Here is a 16,246-nt window from a genome sequence, read left to right on the forward strand (position 1 = left end):
GACACACTCCATGAAACTTTGCGGATTTGACGTTGGCCTCGATAAGCCTTTCTTTTTGATCGCAGGCACCTGCTCGATCGAAGGCTTGGAAATGTCCATCGACGTGGCAGGTCAGCTCAAAGAAATCTGCTCAGGTCTCGGCATTCCTTTGATCTACAAAGGCTCGTTCGACAAAGCCAACCGCTCGTCGGGCAGCACCAAACGCGGCGTGGGCATGGATGCGGGCTTGAAGATCCTCGACGAAGTGCGTCGCCAACTGCACCTGCCCATCCTCACCGATGTGCATGACGAGTCACAAGTCAAAACCGTGGCCAGCGTGGTCGACGTGTTGCAAACCCCCGCCTTCTTGTGCCGCCAGACCGACTTCATCCGCGCTGTAGCGCAATCGGGCAAGCCTGTGAACATCAAGAAGGGCCAGTTCTTGGCCCCTTGGGACATGAAAAACGTCATCGACAAAGCCCGCGACGCCGCACGCGAAGCCGGCCTGTCCGAAGACAGCTTCTTGGCCTGCGAACGCGGCGTGAGCTTTGGCTACAACAACCTCGTAGCCGACATGACCAGCTTGGCTGAGATGCGCAAGTCTGGCGCGCCTGTGGTGTTTGACGTGACCCACTCGGTTCAAAAGCCAGGCGGCCAAGGCACTGTGAGCGGTGGTGCTCGCGAGATGGTGCCCGTGCTGGCCCGCGCTGGCGTGGCCGCTGGTGTGGCTGGCCTGTTCATGGAAACCCACCCTTGCCCTTCAGAAGCTTGGTCCGATGGCCCCAATGCCGTGCCATTGAACAAGATGAAAGCTTTGCTGGAAACCTTGGTCGAGCTCGATGCCGTGACCAAAAAACACCCTTTCTTAGAAAACAACTTTGAGGCTTGAGTGTTCTGCACACAGCCACATACCCTTTTTAAAAACTTGAAATAGGAAAACACAAATGAGCGCTATCGTCGACATCGTCGCCCGTGAAATCTTGGACAGCCGCGGCAACCCCACCGTGGAATGTGATGTGTTGTTGGAGTCCGGCACCATGGGCCGTGCCGCTGTGCCATCCGGCGCATCGACCGGTAGCCGCGAAGCCATCGAATTGCGCGACGGCGACAAGAGCCGTTACCTCGGCAAAGGCGTGTTGAAAGCGGTTGAGCACATCAACACCGAAATCTCTGAAGCCATTTTGGGTTTGGACGCTTCTGAGCAAGCGTTCCTCGATAAGACGTTGATCGACCTCGACGGCACAGAGAACAAGAGCCGCTTGGGTGCCAACGCTTTGTTGGCGGTGTCCATGGCTGTGGCCCGTGCTGCGGCCGAAGAGTCTGGCTTGCCTTTGTACCGTTACTTCGGCGGCATGAACGGCAACCAATTGCCCGTGCCCATGATGAACGTCATCAACGGTGGCGCACACGCCAACAACAACTTGGACTTGCAAGAGTTCATGATCATCCCCGTGGGCGCCCCCACCTTCCGCGAAGCCGTGCGTTACGGCGCAGAAGTGTTCCACGCCTTGAAGAAAATCATCCACGACAAAGGCATGAGCATTGCTGTGGGCGACGAAGGTGGTTTTGCACCTAACGTCACCAGCCACGAAGCCGCCATCCAAATGATCTTGGACGCGATTGCGGCTGCGGGCTACACCGCCGGTGAACAAATCGCCATCGGTTTGGACTGCGCGGCCAGCGAGTTCTACAAAGACGGCAAGTACCACTTGTCTGGCGAAGGCTTGCAATTGACGGCCCAACAATGGACCGACATGCTCGCCACGTGGTGCGACAAGTACCCCATCATCAGCATCGAAGACGGCATGGCCGAAAACGACTGGGACGGCTGGAAAGTGTTGACAGACCGCTTGGCCAAGAAAGTGCAAATTGTGGGTGACGACTTGTTCGTGACCAACACCAAAATCTTCAAAGAAGGCATCGACAAAGGCATCGCCAATTCGATCCTCATCAAGATCAACCAAATCGGCACTTTGACTGAAACCTTCGAAGCGATTGAGATGGCCAAGCGCGCGGGCTACACCGCCGTGATCAGCCACCGCTCTGGCGAAACCGAAGACAGCACCATCGCCGACATCGCTGTGGGCTTGAATGCCGGTCAAATCAAAACCGGCTCGATGAGCCGCTCTGACCGCATGGCCAAGTACAACCAACTCTTGCGCATCGAAGAAGACTTGGGCGACGTGGCGGTGTACCCAGGCCGTTCGGCTTTCTACAACCTGCGTTAAACCTCAACCGTGCTGCGACCACTCCACTTAGTTCTCTTGGCCTTGCTGCTCGTGCTGCAAGGCCAACTGTGGCTGGGTCGCGGCAGTGTGCCCGACGTGATGCGCTTGCGCCAAGTCCTCAAAGACCAAAAGCAACAAAATGCGGCATCGCGTTTGGCCAACGACCGCCTGAGCGCCGAACTTCATGATTTGAAAGACGGACTGGAAATGGTCGAAGAGCGCGCACGCTCTGAAATCGGCATGGTCAAGCCCAACGAAATTTTCGTGCAAATCGCACGCTGACCCCCATGCGTATCGCCATCCTTGGCGCGCCCCAGACGGGCAAATCGCAACTCGCACACGCCCTCACCCAACACCTCACGACCCGTCACATCAGCGTTGTCGTGCTCGATGCACCCTCGCCTGAACACGTCGCCCCAGACAACATCGTGCTGCTCTGCGGACTTGACTTGACGCCCATGGCGTCTGCCACACAGCAGCGCGCAGATAACGCCATTCGGCAAGCCTTGGCAGCGCAACAAACGGCATTTCAAGTGGTGTACGGCCAAGGCGCAGAGCGCTTCACGCATGCGCTGTATGCAGCGGCGCAACGCGCGCAGGCCTTAGGCTTAGAGACGTTGGCAGCGCACATGCGGCAACCGCAGCCCACGCGCTGGACAGGCGCCTGCGAGCGCTGTGCCGACGCAGATTGCGAGCACCAGCTCTTCAGCCAGTTGATCGCCAAAACAAAACTGACTAAATAAAACTTATTGAAGTGAGGTCGGTGCTGGCGGTTGCTGCACGGGCGGCGCAAAAATATGCGCGGCATCAACGGGGTCGTAACGGTATTGCTGACCGCAAAAGTCGCACCCCACTTCAATCTCACCACGCTCGGCCAAGATGCTTTCCGCTTCGTCCGCGCCCAAGCTGCGAATCATGTTGCTCACGCGTTCACGGCTGCATGAGCAAGCAAAACTGGGCGTCAAGGGTTCAAAACGCACCAAGGTTTCTTCCCAAAACAGGCGGCGCAAAATCGTATCGGCATCCAAGGTCAGCAACTCTTCGGGGGTCAACGTGCCCGCCAAGATGGCGATGCGGTTGTAGTCTTCGTTGCGGCCAATTTCGTCTTCGTCTTCCATGCTGGCTTTGGCTGCCAAGTTGCCTGCGCCCTTGATGGGCAAGCGCTGAATCAACAAGCCTGCCGCGGTGGTGTCGTTGGCAGCGAGCACCAAGGTGGTGTCAAGTTGCTCGCTTTGCAGCATGTAGTGCTGCAACACATCGCTGAACTTGCTCAGCTTGTTGCGCTGGTCATCAAACAAAGGCACCACGCCTTGGTAAGGCTGTTGGCCGGGCATTTTGGTTTGCGGGTCCAGCGTGATGGCGCAACGACCTTCGTTGTTCACGTTGACCATCTCAGGCAAAGTGCTGGCCTCACCCAAATCACCCACCACTTTGGCGGTGGCACGCAAGCTCAAGTTGGGTTGCACCTCAACCACGGCCAATTTGAGTGGCCCATCGCCAAAAATCTGCATCACCAATGCGCCGTTGAACTTGATATTGGACTGCATCAGCACCGCAGCCGCGGTCATCTCGCCCAACAAATGACGCACAGGCTCAGGGTAAGCGCCCGTGTCTCCATTCGCCTCACGACGCTTCAGCACCTCTTGCCACACGTCGGTGAGTTGCACCAACATGCCGCGCACGGGCAAACCATCAAACAGAAATTTATGCAATTCAGACATCAAGCAATCTTCTTCAAACCCGCCTTAAAGCGGTGAGCGTTTTCAACATAGTGCTGCGCACTGCGGCGCAGACCTTCAATTTGTTCGGGGGTGAGTTGGCGCACCACTTTCGCGGGGCTGCCCAAAATCATGGAGCCATCCGCAAACTCTTTGCCTTCGGTCACCAAAGAGCCCGCACCCACCAAACAGTTCTTCCCAATTTTCGCCCCATTCAGCACGATGGCGCCAATGCCAATGAGGGACTCATCGCCCACTGTGCAGCCATGCAACTGCACCATATGCCCCACCGTCACATGCTTGCCCAGCGTCAAGGGCATGCCCACATCGGCGTGCAACACACTGCCGTCTTGCACGTTGGTGCCCTCGCCAATGGTGATCTTGGCCGAGTCGCCGCGCAAGACGCTGCAAAACCACACGCTGCTGTCCGCGGCCAGCTCCACCTCGCCCATCACTTGGGCGCTGTCAGCGACCCAAGCGGAATCCGCAATTTGAGGGGTGTGCACATCGAGTTGGTAAACGGCCATGAAAGTCTCCTGTGTGGTTTTTGAAATTTTTACAATTGTAGGTATGCAGCTTCGCTCCCACGCCCTCACCGCCCTTTGCATTTGCAGCCCCCAAGAAAAAGTACAGGCCGTGCAAGCGCTGTGGCAACAACACAGCGCATTGGCGTTGTCGGTTCACACCCAGCCCGTTCCCGATGCCACACAGACCTTGCCCGGTCGCCCTGAGCGCCCTCGGCTGATCCCCGCAAAGCAGGTTCCCTTCCGTAAACCTTTTACACCCGAAGGCTTGGCTGCCTTGATACATGCGGTGTGTCACATTGAATTCAATGCCATCAACTTGGCCCTCGACGCCGTTTGGCGCTTCAACGACATGCCCGAGGCCTATTACGAGGACTGGCTGCGGGTCGCCTTTGAAGAGTCGCAGCATTTTGAGTTGCTGCACACACATCTGCAAAGCTTGGGCTACCAATACGGCGACTTTGACGCACACGACGGGCTCTGGCAAATGTGCGAAAAAACGGCCGACGATGTGCTGGCCCGCATGGCGTTGGTGCCACGCACCTTAGAGGCACGCGGCCTAGACGCCACGCCACTCATTCAAGAGAAGCTGCGCAAAGCGGCCAGTCCCGCAGCCATTCAGGCTGTGGAGATTTTGGACATCATCCTGCGCGACGAAGTGGGCCACGTCGCGATTGGCAACCACTGGTACCGCTGGCTGTGCGAGCAACGCGGACTCGACCCCGTGACGCTGTATGGCGACTTGGTGCAACGCTACGACGCCCCCAAACTCAAACCCCCGTTCAACACGGCCGCCCGCAAAAAAGCAGGTTTCACAGACACTGAACTGGCTTACTTGCTGGGTTAACGCAACCACTACGCACAAGCCGCACAGCAAACCGGCCCGCGCTTCATCCGCGCGGATGGTGCGCGCCATGCAGCGACTTCAAACGTTCGCGTGCAATGTGCGTGTAAATGGTGGTGGTGGAAATGTCTGCATGCCCCAACAGCATTTGCACAGCCCGCAAATCGGCGCCGTGGTTGAGCAAATGCGTTGCAAAAGCATGGCGCAAGGTGTGCGGCGAAATGACCTGCTGAATGCCCGCCTTGAGGGCGTAACGCTTGATCAGTTGCCAAAACATGGCGCGTGTCATGGCCTCACCGGCATGAGCCCCGCGTGAGGTGACAAACAAAGCGTCGGTTTGATGCCCGCCCAGCAAGGCGGGACGCCCTTGCGCCAAATACCGCTGCAACCAATCACGCGCCACTTCGCCAAACGGCACCAACCGTTCTTTGCTGCCTTTGCCCATGATGCGCAAAACGCCATCGTTCAAACTGACGTGCAAAGTTTTGAGCCCGACCAGTTCACTCACACGCAAACCACTGGCATAGAGCAGCTCTAACATCGCGCGATCGCGCTGACCCAATGGCATCGTCGCATCGGGGGCGTTCAACAGCCGATCGACCTGCACCTCGGTCATGGTTTTGGGCGAGCGCAAAGGTTGCTTGGCTGTCAAAAGTTTCAGCGTTGGGTCCGCAACCAACAAGCGCTCGCGCAAAGCCCAGCGATAAAACCGTTTGAACACGGTCAAGCGACGGTTGGCACTGGTGGCTTTGGTCTCAGCGTGTCGATCTGCAAAGTACTGTTGCAAATCAAGCTCTCTGGCAGCCAAGAGGGAAGTGTTATGCGTTTGAAGCCACGCGGAGAGCAAATTCAAATCGCGACGGTAGGCGGCCAAGGTGTTGGCCGCCAAACCGTTTTCCAGCCAAAGCGCATCGACGAAAGTATCGATGTTGGCATCAGGCGCGGTTGCCTGAGCCGTCACAACAACTGCCAAAGAAAGCTCAATCCAACGTGAGTTTTTGCTCGGTCACCACGCGCTTGTAGACCTCAAACTCCGCCTTGATTTGAGCCGCGAATTGCTCGGGTGTGTTGGCGACGATGAGAGAGCCCGTGTCTTCAATGCGTTTGCGCACGGCAGGGTCTTCCAGGGCCTTGCGTACACCTGCATTGATTTTGTCCACGATCTCTTTGGGCATGCCTTTGGGGCCATAAATGCCGTAATAAGCCATGCGGTTGACAGGCTCCAAGCCCACTTCTTTGAAGGTGGGCACGTTGGGCAACACCGCCAAACGCTGGGGGGCCGCCACCACAATGGGCACCAAACGGTTGTCTTTGATGAAGGGCAAGGCCGAGGGCAAGTTGTCAAAAATCATAGGCACTTGGCCTGCGACTGTGTCGTTCAGGGCGGGGCCTGCACCACGGTAAGGAATGTGGGTCACAAAGGTGTGGCTCAAGTTTTTGTACAACTCCATTTGCAGATGGCCAATGCCACCGGTGCCCGACGATGAGTAGGAATATTTGCCCGGCGAACGTTTGACCTCGGCGATGAAACCTTTGTAATCCATGGCCGGAAACGTGGGGTGCACCGCAATGATGTTGGGCGTCGCCGCCACGTTGATGATGGGGGTGAAGTCGGTCAACGGGTTGTACGGAATTTTGGCGTTGATGGCAGGATTCGCTGCGGTCGTGGACACCGTGGCCATGCCCAGCGAATAGCCATCCGGAATGGCTTTGGCCGTTTCGTTGGCACCAACCACGCCGCCGCCGCCCGCTTTGTTCACCACCACCACGGTTTGGCCCAAGGCCTTACCTAAAGGCTCTGCGATGACGCGGGCCACGATGTCAGTGGTACCGCCGGGTGCAAAGGGCACTTGCAACTGAATCGTTTTTGTGGGGTAAGCCTGCGCAAAAGCAGCGCCTGCGCAAGCGGCGAAGGACAGGGCGACCCAGTGACGATGTTGCATACGCGAACTCCTTTTTGAAAATGAAAAAACTGCCATTACACGTTCAAGTCGCATCCTATACGCAAGAACGGGGGACACGCAGTGAACAGCGGTTATTCTTGGTCGGGTGAATTACCTAGAGTTACTTTTCCCCGATTTTTCCCTCATTCTGTGTGGCTATTTTTTATGCCGCTACACGGCGCTCAATCGCAGCGTGTGGGAGCCCGTGGAGCGCTTGGTTTATTTTTTCCTTTTCCCCGTTCTCCTGTTTCACTCCATCGTGCGTTCACCGTTGGACTTGCAAGCCGCCTCGCACTTGATCATGGCTGGGCTGGTGCTGGGGTTTTGGAACATCGGCATTTCTTACGCGTTACCCCATCTGCCGTGGATAGGCCGCCACATTTCCCCCCGATTGCACGCGGGCAGCGCACAAGTCGGCTTTCGCTTCAATTCGTTCATTGCCCTGGCGTTGGCCGATCGCATCGCAGGCCCGCAAGGCTTGCTGTTGATTGCCGTCTTGATCGGCGTCTGTGTGCCCTTGTTCAACGTGGCTGCGGTATGGCCCATGGCAAAACATGCGCAAAAAGGATTTCTGAGCGAACTGGTACGCAACCCACTGATCATTGCCACCTTGTCGGGCCTGATCGCCAACGTCCTCGGATTTCGCCTGCCCGACTGGGCCATTCCCAGTGTGCAGCGCATTGGCGGCGCCTCACTGGCCTTGGGACTCATGTCGGCGGGGGCCGGCATGCAATTTGGGAAAATGCATCAAGCCAAGCTACTCAGCGTGTCACTGCTAGGCATCCGTCACTTTTTGGCACCCATCGTGGCGTTTGGCTTAGCGCGGTGGTTCGAGCTCGACCGAGTGCAAGCCACCGTTTTACTGGCTTTCTCTGCCCTGCCCACCGCCTCCACCTGCTATGTACTGGCCGCACGCATGGGCTACGACGGGGCGTATGTGGCGGGTTTGGTCACACTGTCCACGCTTTTGGGCTTGATCAGCCTGCCTTTTGCGTTCAGTCTGCTGGGCTTGGGATGAGAATGGCCTAGGGTTGTGGCACAATAACGCGTTTTGCGGAAAGTGCGCCGAAATAGGTCGACGTGGCTACCGCAGCTGCTAAGGAAGAAGACGATGAAAGAAGGCATTCACCCCAACTACCGTGAAATCTGTTTCATGGATATGTCCAACGGGTTTAAATTTGTGACACGTTCGTGCGCAAACACCAAAGAAATGATCAAGATGGAAGACGGCCGCGAACTGCCGTTGTACAAGCTGGATACCACCAGCGAATCACATCCTTTCTATACAGGTACACAAAAATCTGTCGACAACATGGGCGGCCGCGTCGAGCGCTTCCGCAACAAGTACGGCAAGACCATCGCCAAGTAAGCCAAACGCTCACTTCTCAAAAGGCAGCCCGACTATCGGCGCTGCCTTTTTTCATTTGAAAAGCCCGTGACTGAACCCACCCCCGCCATCGTTGCCCAAAGTGCCGTGCGCCGCTTACCGCGTTTGGCGTTGTGGTTGTTTTGTGCCGCCTATGTTTTGCCCGGCTTGCTAGGACGCGAACCTTGGAAAGGCAACGAATTCACGGCTTTTGCACAGATGTTGGCCCTCTCCGAAGGCGCCAGCAGCTGGCTCAATCCGACCGTCTGGGGACAAGCCCCCGACTTAGATGCCTTGCTGCCTTATTGGTTAGGCGCTTGGGCCATTCAAATCGCCCCGAGCTGGATGTCGGCGGGCTTGGCCTCACGCATCCCCTTTGCCTTACTCTTAGGCGTGACGCTGTCTAGCACTTGGCATGGCGCCTATTACTTGGGCCTCAGCCCGCAAGCCCAGCCCGTGGCATTTGCTTTCGGTGGCGAGGCCAAGCCCAAAGACTATGCCCGCACCATCGCCGATGGCGCTGTTTTGGCCTTGATTGCGTGTCTTGGCTTGTCACTGCTTTCTCACGAAGCCTCACCCATCTTGGCGCAACTGGCATTTGTAGGCTGCGCGTTTTATGGCGTGGCGGCCCTGCCCTACCACCCGCGCTACAGCCTGAGCGCCTTGAGCATCGGTTTACTCGGCTTGTGCCTGAGTGGCGCCCCCAGCTTTGCCGTCTTGATGGCCGTGGGCAGCGGCCTACTGTGCCTGCTGGACCGTCAAAGCACCACGCCTCAAATTGGCCGTCAACATGCCTTGTGGCTGTTGCTCATGGGCGTCGGCGTGGCCGCCTTGGCCACCGCCTTGGACGTGTGGCATTGGCGCTTGATGCCCCTGCACAACGACTGGGCCGAATGGCGCAGTCTGCTGCGCTTGTTGGCCTGGTTCACATGGCCTGCGTGGCCTTTGGCGTTGTGGACGCTTTGGCGCTGGCGCCGTCAATGGACCTCGCTGCATTGGAGCCGCCACTTGGTCCTGCCCATGTGGTTCGCCGCGCTGACCGTGAGCACCGCCATGCTCACCCTGTCAGCCGACCGCACCTTGCTGCTGGCCCTGCCCGCTTTGGCCACCTTGGCGGCCTTTGCCTTGCCCACCCTACGCCGCAGCATGGCTGCCTTCATCGACTGGTTCACCCTGCTGTTCTTCTCAGGCTGCGCTTTCATCATTTGGGTGGTGTGGATCGCCATGCAAACCGGTTGGCCCGCACAACCTGCGGCCAACGTGGCACGACTCGCACCGGGCTTCGTGCCCAGCTTCGGTTGGATCGCCTTCAGCGTGGCACTTTTGGCGACGGTAGCTTGGGGCTGGCTGGTCGTGTGGCGCGTGGGCAAACACCGACAAGCACTTTGGAAAAGCTTGGTCTTGCCCGCAGGCGGTGCGGCCTTGTGCTGGTTGTTGCTCCTCACCCTTTGGTTACCGCTGCTCGACTTTGCGCGTAGCTATGCGCCTTGGGTGCAACAAATTCGAAGCGTGATGGCCAAAGAATCGCCCATCAAGCCTGCTTGCTTGATGAGTTACGGCTTAGATGTTGGGCAAATGACCGCCTTTCACTACCACGGTAGTTTTGAAGTGCAGCCCCTTGATGAGGCCCGTACGCCTCAACGCGCCGATTGCGAATGGCTTCTGGTCGACAACGATTTACGCCCTGAGCTGGCACGCGTGGTGCGATTGAACGAGTGGAACCGTGTGCGCACCATCCGTCGTCCGTCTGACAACAACGAAGACGTCACGCTGTACCACCGTCGTCAACCCTGACGCACCCAGACCACCCTGTGAGCACCGAACGCGCCACCATCTTGCGCCACGCCGGTACGGTTGTGGTTGGGCAGCTGGCTGTCATGGCGTTTGGCATCACCGACACCTTGGTGGCTGGGCACTTTGCAGACACGGCCTTGGCTGCACTGTCCGTGGCATCGGCCACTTACATCACCATCCACATTTCGTTGATGGGCTTGTTACAAGCCCTGTTGCCGGTGTGGGCCGAACTACACGGCGCCAATCGCCAAGCCGACGTGGGACGTTCTGTGCGCCAAGCCCTGTACTTGTGTGCCATCACCGTGGTGATTGGCATGGGTGCATTGCTGTTTCCTGGCCCCTTGCTGCGCTGGACACAAGTGCCGCTTGAACTTCAAGCGCAGGTGCAGGACTACCTCACGATCGTCGCTTTTGGGGTGCCCGCTTCTTTGCTGTTTCGCCTCTACAGCACCCTCAACCAAAGCCTGGGCAAACCCAAGTTGGTGACGTGGGTGCAAGTGGGTGCGCTCGCTGTGAAAGTGCCGCTGTCGATCGTGTTGGTATTGGGCGTTCAGGGTTGGTTCGCCCCCATGGGATTGGTGGGCTGCGCTTGGGCCACACTGGCGGTGAACTGCTTGATGCTGGGCTTAGCCGTGTGGCTGCTGCGCACGCAAGACTTTTACAAACCGTTTCAAATTTGGGCCCCCATGGAAGCGCCCAACAGTGCCACCTTGCTGCGCTTTTTGCGCTTAGGCTTACCCAGCGGCTTGGCCATTGGGGTGGAAGTGACCTCGTTCACGTTGATGTCCTTATTCATCGCCCGCTTGGGCGTGGTGGCGTCAGCCAGCCACCAAATCGTGGCCAACATGGCGGCGGTGCTCTACATGGTGCCTCTGGCGCTGTCGATCGCCAGCAGCGCGCGTATCAGCTACTGGCTGGGTGCCAACCAACTTCAAAAAGCACGTCGTGCGTTACGCACAGGCTTGGGGTTGGTGCTGCTGATGTGTCTCAGTTTGTCCATGTTGCTGTGGACGCAACGCTTGGCCTTGGCCTCTGTTTACACCCAATCACCCGAAGTGGCCGCGCTGGCCGCCACCTTGCTGACGTGGCTGGTGCTGTACCACTTTGCCGATGCCATTCAGGTGTTTTGTGTCTTTGCGCTTCGCTGCTACGGCGTCACCTTGTTGCCACTGGTGACTTACACCCTGCTGCTTTGGGGTGTCGGGTTGGCAGGTGGTTATGGGGTGGCTTATGCGTGGCCTGAAGGCATGGCGGTCATGTCATGGCTGACGCCTAAATCACCTTTGGCATTTTGGCAAACCAGCAGCTTGGCCTTGTGTTTGACGGCGGCCCTGCTGCTGGCCGTTTTATGGCGCGTGGCTTATCGCCAGCGCCATCACAGACCACACGCTTAACGCGTTAGCGTTGCGGCAACGGGTTCAAACGCCAACGCGTGCTGGGTAAAACCAAAGTGAACGTCGACCCCTGTCCAAGGACGCTGGCCACCACCAAACTACCACCATGGCGCTGCATGACGTGCTTCACAATCGCCAGCCCCAAACCCGTGCCCCCCGATTCACGCGAGCGGCTGCGATCCACGCGGTAAAAACGCTCCGTCAAACGGGGTAAATGCTCGGCGGCAATGCCAGCACCAGAGTCTTTCACCGAGAGTTGCAGGCTGCCATCGGGCTTCACGCAGGCATTCACCTGAATCGTGCCATCTGCAGGGGTGTAGCGCACGGCATTGCTGACCAAGTTAGACAAGGCGCTTTGCAACTCACGCGGCTCACACAACAACACGGCCTCTGACAAGCTTGAATCCACGGTGAATTCGATGGTTTGTATGGCCGCGCCCTGAGCCATCGTCGCCGACAAGCCCTGCGCCTCTTGTTCGCAAGCCTGCATCAATTTGGCCAAAGGCAATTGCGAATGCACGCCCGGATTTGGACTGCCTTCCAAGCGTGACAGCGTCAACAAATCTTCGACCAAGCTTTGCATGCGATGCGCTTGCGTGGCCATCAGCGCCAAGTAACGTTGTTGATCATCCGGCGGCAAACTCAAGGTTTGCAGGGTTTCAACAAAGCCAGACAACACAGTCAAAGGCGTGCGAATTTCGTGCGACACATTGGCCACAAAATCGCGACGCATCGCTTCGGCTTGCTCCACCAGAGTCACATCGCGCGTGATCAACATTTGCTTGCCCTCGCCGTAGCGATGACGCTGCAAAAACAAACGCACAGGTCGATCCATGCGGTGGCCACGCCCCTCAATCACCACCGACTCATCTGGATCATTGGCCGACATATAAGCCGTGAAGACCGGATCACGCATCAAATTACCGATGCGTTGCATTTGATCGCGTTCGACATCAATGCCCAGCTGCTGTGCGGCGGTTTGGTTACACCACTCGATTTGACTTTGGGCATCCAACAACACGACCCCGTTCGGCGACGCTTGAATGGCCGACAAAAAGTCTTTGAGTCGCTGATCGCTAGACGCAATATCACGCGCTCGTTGACGCAACAAACTGCGCGCGCGATCGACCACCTCGCCCCACAAACCTAAGATTTGTGGCGCTTCATTCAGATCACCAAAACGCAGCCACGCGACGACACGCAAGCCACGCAACGCATCGATCAGCCACCAGAGCGCACTGCCTAACAACGCACCGACCAACAGCCATATCCAGACGGATTTCCCGCCTTGGTAAAAACCCCAAAACGCCCCTGAAGCCGCGCCCACCAAGAGCACCACCAACCAGCTGAATGTTCGCCAAAGCACAGGCGAACCTTAAACTTTAGAGACTTGAGGTGCCGTCAATCGGTACCCCACGCCGCGCACGGTTTCAACCAAAACACCCGCTTCGCCCAAAGCCTCGCGCAAGCGTTTGACATGCACGTCCACGGTGCGTTCTTCAATAAAGACATGGTCGCCCCAGACGCGGTCCAAGAGCTGGCTGCGGCTGTGCACGCGCTCGGCGTGGTGCATCAAATAATTGAGCAATTTGAATTCAGTGGGCCCCAGTTTGATGGCTTGGTCGTTGAAGCTCACACGGTGCGTGGCGCCATCCAACTGCAAGCCGCCCACGCGTACCACATCGCTGGCTTGCTCGGGTGCACGACGGCGTAGCACGGCGCGAATGCGGGCCAAAAGCTCTTGGGTCGAAAACGGTTTGGTGATGTAGTCATCAGCGCCCGCATCCAAGCCCGCAATTTTGTCGGGCTCATCACCACGGGCGGTGAGCATCAAAATGGGCGTGGTTTTGGTGCGTGCATCGGCGCGCCAACGGCGGGCCAGTTGAACGCCCGATTGCCCGGGCAACATCCAATCCAGCAAGATGACATCCGGCAACACCTCGTCAATGTGCGCCTGCGCTGCATCACCATCAGCCGCCAACACAGCGAGCATGCCGTGGTGACGCAAATTGACCCCGATCAACTCGGCAATGGCCGGTTCATCTTCCACCACTAAAACGCGTGCAATCTTCATCTGCAAAATTTCTCAATTAACCCATGGACGATTCAACATCGGCCAACGGGGTATGACGCACATCTTCACCCTTGACGATGTAGATGACAAACTCAGCAATGTTTTTGGCGTGATCACCAATGCGCTCAATCGCTTTGGCAATGAACAACAAATCCAAGCTAGACGAAATGGTGCGTGGGTCTTCCATCATGTACGTGATGAGCTTGCGCACAAAGCCATCAAACTCTTGGTCAATGTCATTGTCTTCGCGCAAGATGCTCACCGCCATCGGGATGTCCAAACGGGCAAAAGAGTCCAAAGCTTTGCGCAGCAAACCAGACGCCATATCGGCGGAAACGCGCAGATCGCTCGAAGGCAATGAACGGGGTGCATTGCTCTCCACAATGGACTTGACCATGCGGGCAATCTTGGCCGCTTCATCACCCACACGCTCTAAGTTAGCGGTGGTTTTGGACATGGCCATGAGCAATCGCAAGTCGCGAGCCGTGGGTTGACGGCGGCCGATGATGGACGCGATTTCGCGGTCAATCTCAACTTCTGCACTGTTGACTTTGTTTTCGGTCACCAGCACATCGTCAGCAACTTCTAAGCTGAATTGAGACAAGGCATAAACAGCTTGACGAATTTGCGATTCGACCAAACCGCCCAAGGCCATCACATGGGAGGAAATGTTGTTGAGGTCAGCGTCAAACTGTGAGGACAGGTGTTTATCAGGCATGGTTCGCTTTCGTTTTAGCCAAAACGGCCGGTGATGTAGTCTTCGGTGGCGGTCTTGTTGGGTTTGAAGAAGATTTGTTCGGTTTCACCAAACTCCACCAATTCGCCCAAGTACATATAAGCCGTGTAGTCGCTGCAACGCGCGGCTTGTTGCATGTTGTGGGTCACGATGGCGATGGTGTAGTCAGCCTTCAACTCATGCACCAACTCTTCCACCTTGCCTGTCGAAATCGGATCAAGCGCAGAGGTGGGTTCATCCAGCAACAACACCGATGGCTTCACGGCCACGCTGCGTGCAATGCACAAACGTTGCTGCTGCCCGCCAGACAGCGACAGCCCGTTCTGGCCCAACTTGTCTTTGACTTCGGTCCACAAAGCGGCCTTGGTCAGCGCCCATTCCACACGCTCATCCATCTCGCTCTTACTGAGGCTTTCGTACAAACGCACACCAAAGGCGATGTTGTCGTAAATCGTCATGGGGAATGGCGTGGGCTTTTGAAAAACCATGCCAATGCGTGCGCGCAGCAAGTTCAAGTCTTGCTTGGGTTCCAAAATATTTTGGCCGTAAAAATTGATCTCACCTTCGGCACGCTGGCCTGGGTACAAGCTGTACATGCGATTCAAGGTACGCAACAAGGTAGATTTTCCGCAACCTGATGGGCCAATGAAAGCCGTCACTTTGCGCTCAGCAATGTCCATGGTGACATTGCGCAAGCCTTGAAACTTGCCATAAAAGAAGTTCAGATCACGAACTTCGATGGCGTTCTTTGGTGCTGTTTTGATTTCAGACATTTTTAAATCCAAGTGAAATTACGAGCTGACTTTGTCGCGGAAGAACACACGCGCCAAGATGTTGAGCACCAACACCGTCAGTGTGATGAGAAGCGCTCCGGCCCATGCCAAGCGCACCCAGTTGTCGTACGGACTCATGGCGAACTGGAAAATCACCACAGGCAAGTTAGCCATGGGCGCGCCCATGTTGGTGCTGAAGAACTGGTTGTTCAAAGCGGTGAACAGCAAGGGTGCTGTTTCGCCGCTGATGCGTGCGACGGCCAACAATAAGCCGGTCATCACGCCACTCTTGGCGGCTCGCAACGTGATGAAGGTCGACACTTTCCAACGTGGTGCACCCAAGGCGAATGCGGCTTCGCGCAAACTACCGGGCACCAAGCGCAACATGTTTTCGGTGGTACGCATGATGACGGGCACAGCGATCAGCGACAACGCCAAGCTACCGGCATAGCCTGAGAAGTTACCCACGGTGGCCACGGCAATCGCATAGACAAACAAGCCCAACACGATAGACGGGGCAGACAACATGATGTCTGTCACGAAGCGGGTCAATTCGGCTGTTTTGCTTTCGTCGCCGTACTCCGTGAGGTACACGCCGGCCAAGATGCCCACAGGGGTGGACACCAACACTGTCAAACCCACAATCATCAAGCTACCCACGATGGCGTTGCGCAAGCCACCGCCCTCGGTACCGGGTGCTGGCGTGTCGCTGGTGAGCAAATGGCCATCCAAAGCAGACAGGCCGTTGGCAAACAAGACGTAAAGAATCCAAAGCAAGACCGTCAAGCCGACTGCCATGGCGGCCATCGAGAACGCCAAACCCAGTGAGCTGATGATGCGACGCTTTGTGTAAAGCTGTTTGTTCATTTCCAT

At 57.0% G+C, this 16,246-nt stretch carries 18 protein-coding genes; 9 read left to right on the forward strand and 9 right to left on the reverse strand.

Annotated elements, in window-relative coordinates; genetic code table 11:
• Positions 1 to 10: 10 nt before the first annotated feature.
• Genes kdsA through C5F52_RS06890 form a run of 4 tightly spaced genes read left to right on the forward strand, consistent with a single transcriptional unit; the run spans position 11 to position 2,950 of the window.
• A complete protein-coding gene (kdsA, locus tag C5F52_RS06875; protein WP_104797581.1) occupies positions 11 to 868 on the forward strand; it encodes a 3-deoxy-8-phosphooctulonate synthase in 858 nt (285 codons plus the stop codon).
• Between the two features lie 55 nt (positions 869 to 923).
• A complete protein-coding gene (gene eno / locus C5F52_RS06880; protein WP_104797582.1) occupies positions 924 to 2,207 on the forward strand; it encodes a phosphopyruvate hydratase in 1,284 nt (427 codons plus the stop codon).
• Between the two features lie 9 nt (positions 2,208 to 2,216).
• Entirely contained in the window at positions 2,217 to 2,489 is a 273-nt protein-coding gene (gene ftsB / locus C5F52_RS06885; protein ID WP_104797583.1) for a cell division protein FtsB, read from the forward strand.
• 5 nt (positions 2,490 to 2,494) lie between these two features.
• Positions 2,495 to 2,950, forward strand: a complete 456-nt coding sequence (locus C5F52_RS06890) for an ATP-binding protein (protein WP_104797584.1) — start codon at positions 2,495 to 2,497, stop codon at positions 2,948 to 2,950.
• 3 nt (positions 2,951 to 2,953) lie between these two features.
• Here C5F52_RS06890 and C5F52_RS06895 read toward each other — a convergent pair whose 3' ends face one another.
• Both C5F52_RS06895 and C5F52_RS06900 read right to left on the reverse strand, forming a co-directional pair.
• Positions 2,954 to 3,928 carry an Hsp33 family molecular chaperone HslO gene (locus tag C5F52_RS06895; RefSeq protein ID WP_104797585.1) on the reverse strand — a complete coding sequence of 325 codons (975 nt, stop codon included), beginning with the start codon at positions 3,926 to 3,928 and terminating at the stop codon, positions 2,954 to 2,956.
• A complete protein-coding gene (locus C5F52_RS06900) occupies positions 3,928 to 4,452 on the reverse strand; it encodes a gamma carbonic anhydrase family protein (protein ID WP_104797586.1) in 525 nt (174 codons plus the stop codon). The genes C5F52_RS06895 and C5F52_RS06900 overlap by 1 nt, the downstream gene beginning before the upstream one ends.
• A gap of 43 nt (positions 4,453 to 4,495) precedes the next feature.
• Between C5F52_RS06900 and C5F52_RS06905 the strand changes: the two genes are divergently transcribed.
• Entirely contained in the window at positions 4,496 to 5,296 is an 801-nt protein-coding gene (locus C5F52_RS06905; RefSeq protein WP_104797587.1) for a ferritin-like domain-containing protein, read from the forward strand.
• A 43-nt stretch (positions 5,297 to 5,339) separates the two neighbouring features.
• Here the strand turns inward: C5F52_RS06905 and xerD are convergent, their stop codons facing one another.
• Positions 5,340 to 6,266 (reverse strand): site-specific tyrosine recombinase XerD, encoded by a 927-nt coding sequence (xerD, locus tag C5F52_RS06910; protein WP_236657761.1) that lies wholly within the window; start codon positions 6,264 to 6,266, stop codon positions 5,340 to 5,342.
• 7 nt (positions 6,267 to 6,273) lie between these two features.
• Positions 6,274 to 7,236 carry a tripartite tricarboxylate transporter substrate binding protein BugE gene (locus C5F52_RS06915; RefSeq protein ID WP_104797589.1) on the reverse strand — a complete coding sequence of 321 codons (963 nt, stop codon included), beginning with the start codon at positions 7,234 to 7,236 and terminating at the stop codon, positions 6,274 to 6,276.
• A gap of 106 nt (positions 7,237 to 7,342) precedes the next feature.
• Between C5F52_RS06915 and C5F52_RS06920 the strand changes: the two genes are divergently transcribed.
• The 4 genes from C5F52_RS06920 (at position 7,343) to C5F52_RS06935 (ending at position 11,790) form a co-directional block, all read left to right on the forward strand.
• Positions 7,343 to 8,254 (forward strand): AEC family transporter, encoded by a 912-nt coding sequence (locus tag C5F52_RS06920; protein ID WP_104797590.1) that lies wholly within the window; start codon positions 7,343 to 7,345, stop codon positions 8,252 to 8,254.
• 93 nt (positions 8,255 to 8,347) lie between these two features.
• Complete coding sequence (locus C5F52_RS06925) at positions 8,348 to 8,605, forward strand: type B 50S ribosomal protein L31 (RefSeq protein WP_104797591.1); 258 nt, start codon at positions 8,348 to 8,350, stop codon at positions 8,603 to 8,605.
• Between the two features lie 66 nt (positions 8,606 to 8,671).
• The gene (locus C5F52_RS06930) at positions 8,672 to 10,396 is read left to right on the forward strand and encodes a hypothetical protein (RefSeq protein WP_104797592.1); all 1,725 of its coding nucleotides are present in this window, start codon (positions 8,672 to 8,674) and stop codon (positions 10,394 to 10,396) included.
• A 17-nt stretch (positions 10,397 to 10,413) separates the two neighbouring features.
• A complete protein-coding gene (locus C5F52_RS06935; protein ID WP_104797593.1) occupies positions 10,414 to 11,790 on the forward strand; it encodes an MATE family efflux transporter in 1,377 nt (458 codons plus the stop codon).
• Positions 11,791 to 11,794: 4 nt separating this feature from the next.
• Here the strand turns inward: C5F52_RS06935 and phoR are convergent, their stop codons facing one another.
• From phoR to pstA, 5 genes are read right to left on the reverse strand one after another with little or no spacing between them, the layout of a single operon-like run.
• Positions 11,795 to 13,156, reverse strand: a complete 1,362-nt coding sequence (phoR, locus tag C5F52_RS06940) for a phosphate regulon sensor histidine kinase PhoR (RefSeq protein ID WP_236657762.1) — start codon at positions 13,154 to 13,156, stop codon at positions 11,795 to 11,797.
• A gap of 9 nt (positions 13,157 to 13,165) precedes the next feature.
• A complete protein-coding gene (phoB, locus tag C5F52_RS06945) occupies positions 13,166 to 13,864 on the reverse strand; it encodes a phosphate regulon transcriptional regulator PhoB (RefSeq protein WP_104797594.1) in 699 nt (232 codons plus the stop codon).
• Between the two features lie 16 nt (positions 13,865 to 13,880).
• Positions 13,881 to 14,582 carry a phosphate signaling complex protein PhoU gene (phoU, locus tag C5F52_RS06950; protein WP_104797595.1) on the reverse strand — a complete coding sequence of 234 codons (702 nt, stop codon included), beginning with the start codon at positions 14,580 to 14,582 and terminating at the stop codon, positions 13,881 to 13,883.
• Between the two features lie 14 nt (positions 14,583 to 14,596).
• Positions 14,597 to 15,373 (reverse strand): phosphate ABC transporter ATP-binding protein PstB, encoded by a 777-nt coding sequence (gene pstB, locus C5F52_RS06955; protein WP_104797596.1) that lies wholly within the window; start codon positions 15,371 to 15,373, stop codon positions 14,597 to 14,599.
• Positions 15,374 to 15,391: 18 nt separating this feature from the next.
• Positions 15,392 to 16,246, reverse strand: coding sequence for a phosphate ABC transporter permease PstA (gene pstA / locus C5F52_RS06960; RefSeq protein ID WP_104797597.1), 855 nt, complete (start codon positions 16,244 to 16,246; stop codon positions 15,392 to 15,394).

The sequence above is a fragment of the Limnohabitans sp. TS-CS-82 genome (assembly GCF_002943475.1).

Bases quoted from the DNA above. Each gene is read 5' to 3' on its own strand.
- kdsA (WP_104797581.1), top strand. From the start codon at position 11: ATGAAACTTTGCGGATTTGACGTTGGCCTCGATAAGCCTTTCTTTTTG.
- eno (WP_104797582.1), top strand. From the start codon at position 924: ATGAGCGCTATCGTCGACATCGTCGCCCGTGAAATCTTGGACAGCCGC.
- C5F52_RS06890 (WP_104797584.1), top strand. From the start codon at position 2,495: ATGCGTATCGCCATCCTTGGCGCGCCCCAGACGGGCAAATCGCAACTC.
- C5F52_RS06895 (WP_104797585.1), bottom strand. From the start codon at position 3,928: ATGTCTGAATTGCATAAATTTCTGTTTGATGGTTTGCCCGTGCGCGGC.
- C5F52_RS06900 (WP_104797586.1), bottom strand. From the start codon at position 4,452: ATGGCCGTTTACCAACTCGATGTGCACACCCCTCAAATTGCGGATTCC.
- C5F52_RS06905 (WP_104797587.1), top strand. From the start codon at position 4,496: ATGCAGCTTCGCTCCCACGCCCTCACCGCCCTTTGCATTTGCAGCCCC.
- C5F52_RS06915 (WP_104797589.1), bottom strand. From the start codon at position 7,236: ATGCAACATCGTCACTGGGTCGCCCTGTCCTTCGCCGCTTGCGCAGGC.
- C5F52_RS06925 (WP_104797591.1), top strand. From the start codon at position 8,348: ATGAAAGAAGGCATTCACCCCAACTACCGTGAAATCTGTTTCATGGAT.
- phoB (WP_104797594.1), bottom strand. From the start codon at position 13,864: ATGAAGATTGCACGCGTTTTAGTGGTGGAAGATGAACCGGCCATTGCC.
- phoU (WP_104797595.1), bottom strand. From the start codon at position 14,582: ATGCCTGATAAACACCTGTCCTCACAGTTTGACGCTGACCTCAACAAC.
- pstB (WP_104797596.1), bottom strand. From the start codon at position 15,373: ATGTCTGAAATCAAAACAGCACCAAAGAACGCCATCGAAGTTCGTGAT.
- pstA (WP_104797597.1), bottom strand. From the start codon at position 16,246: ATGGAAATGAACAAACAGCTTTACACAAAGCGTCGCATCATCAGCTCA.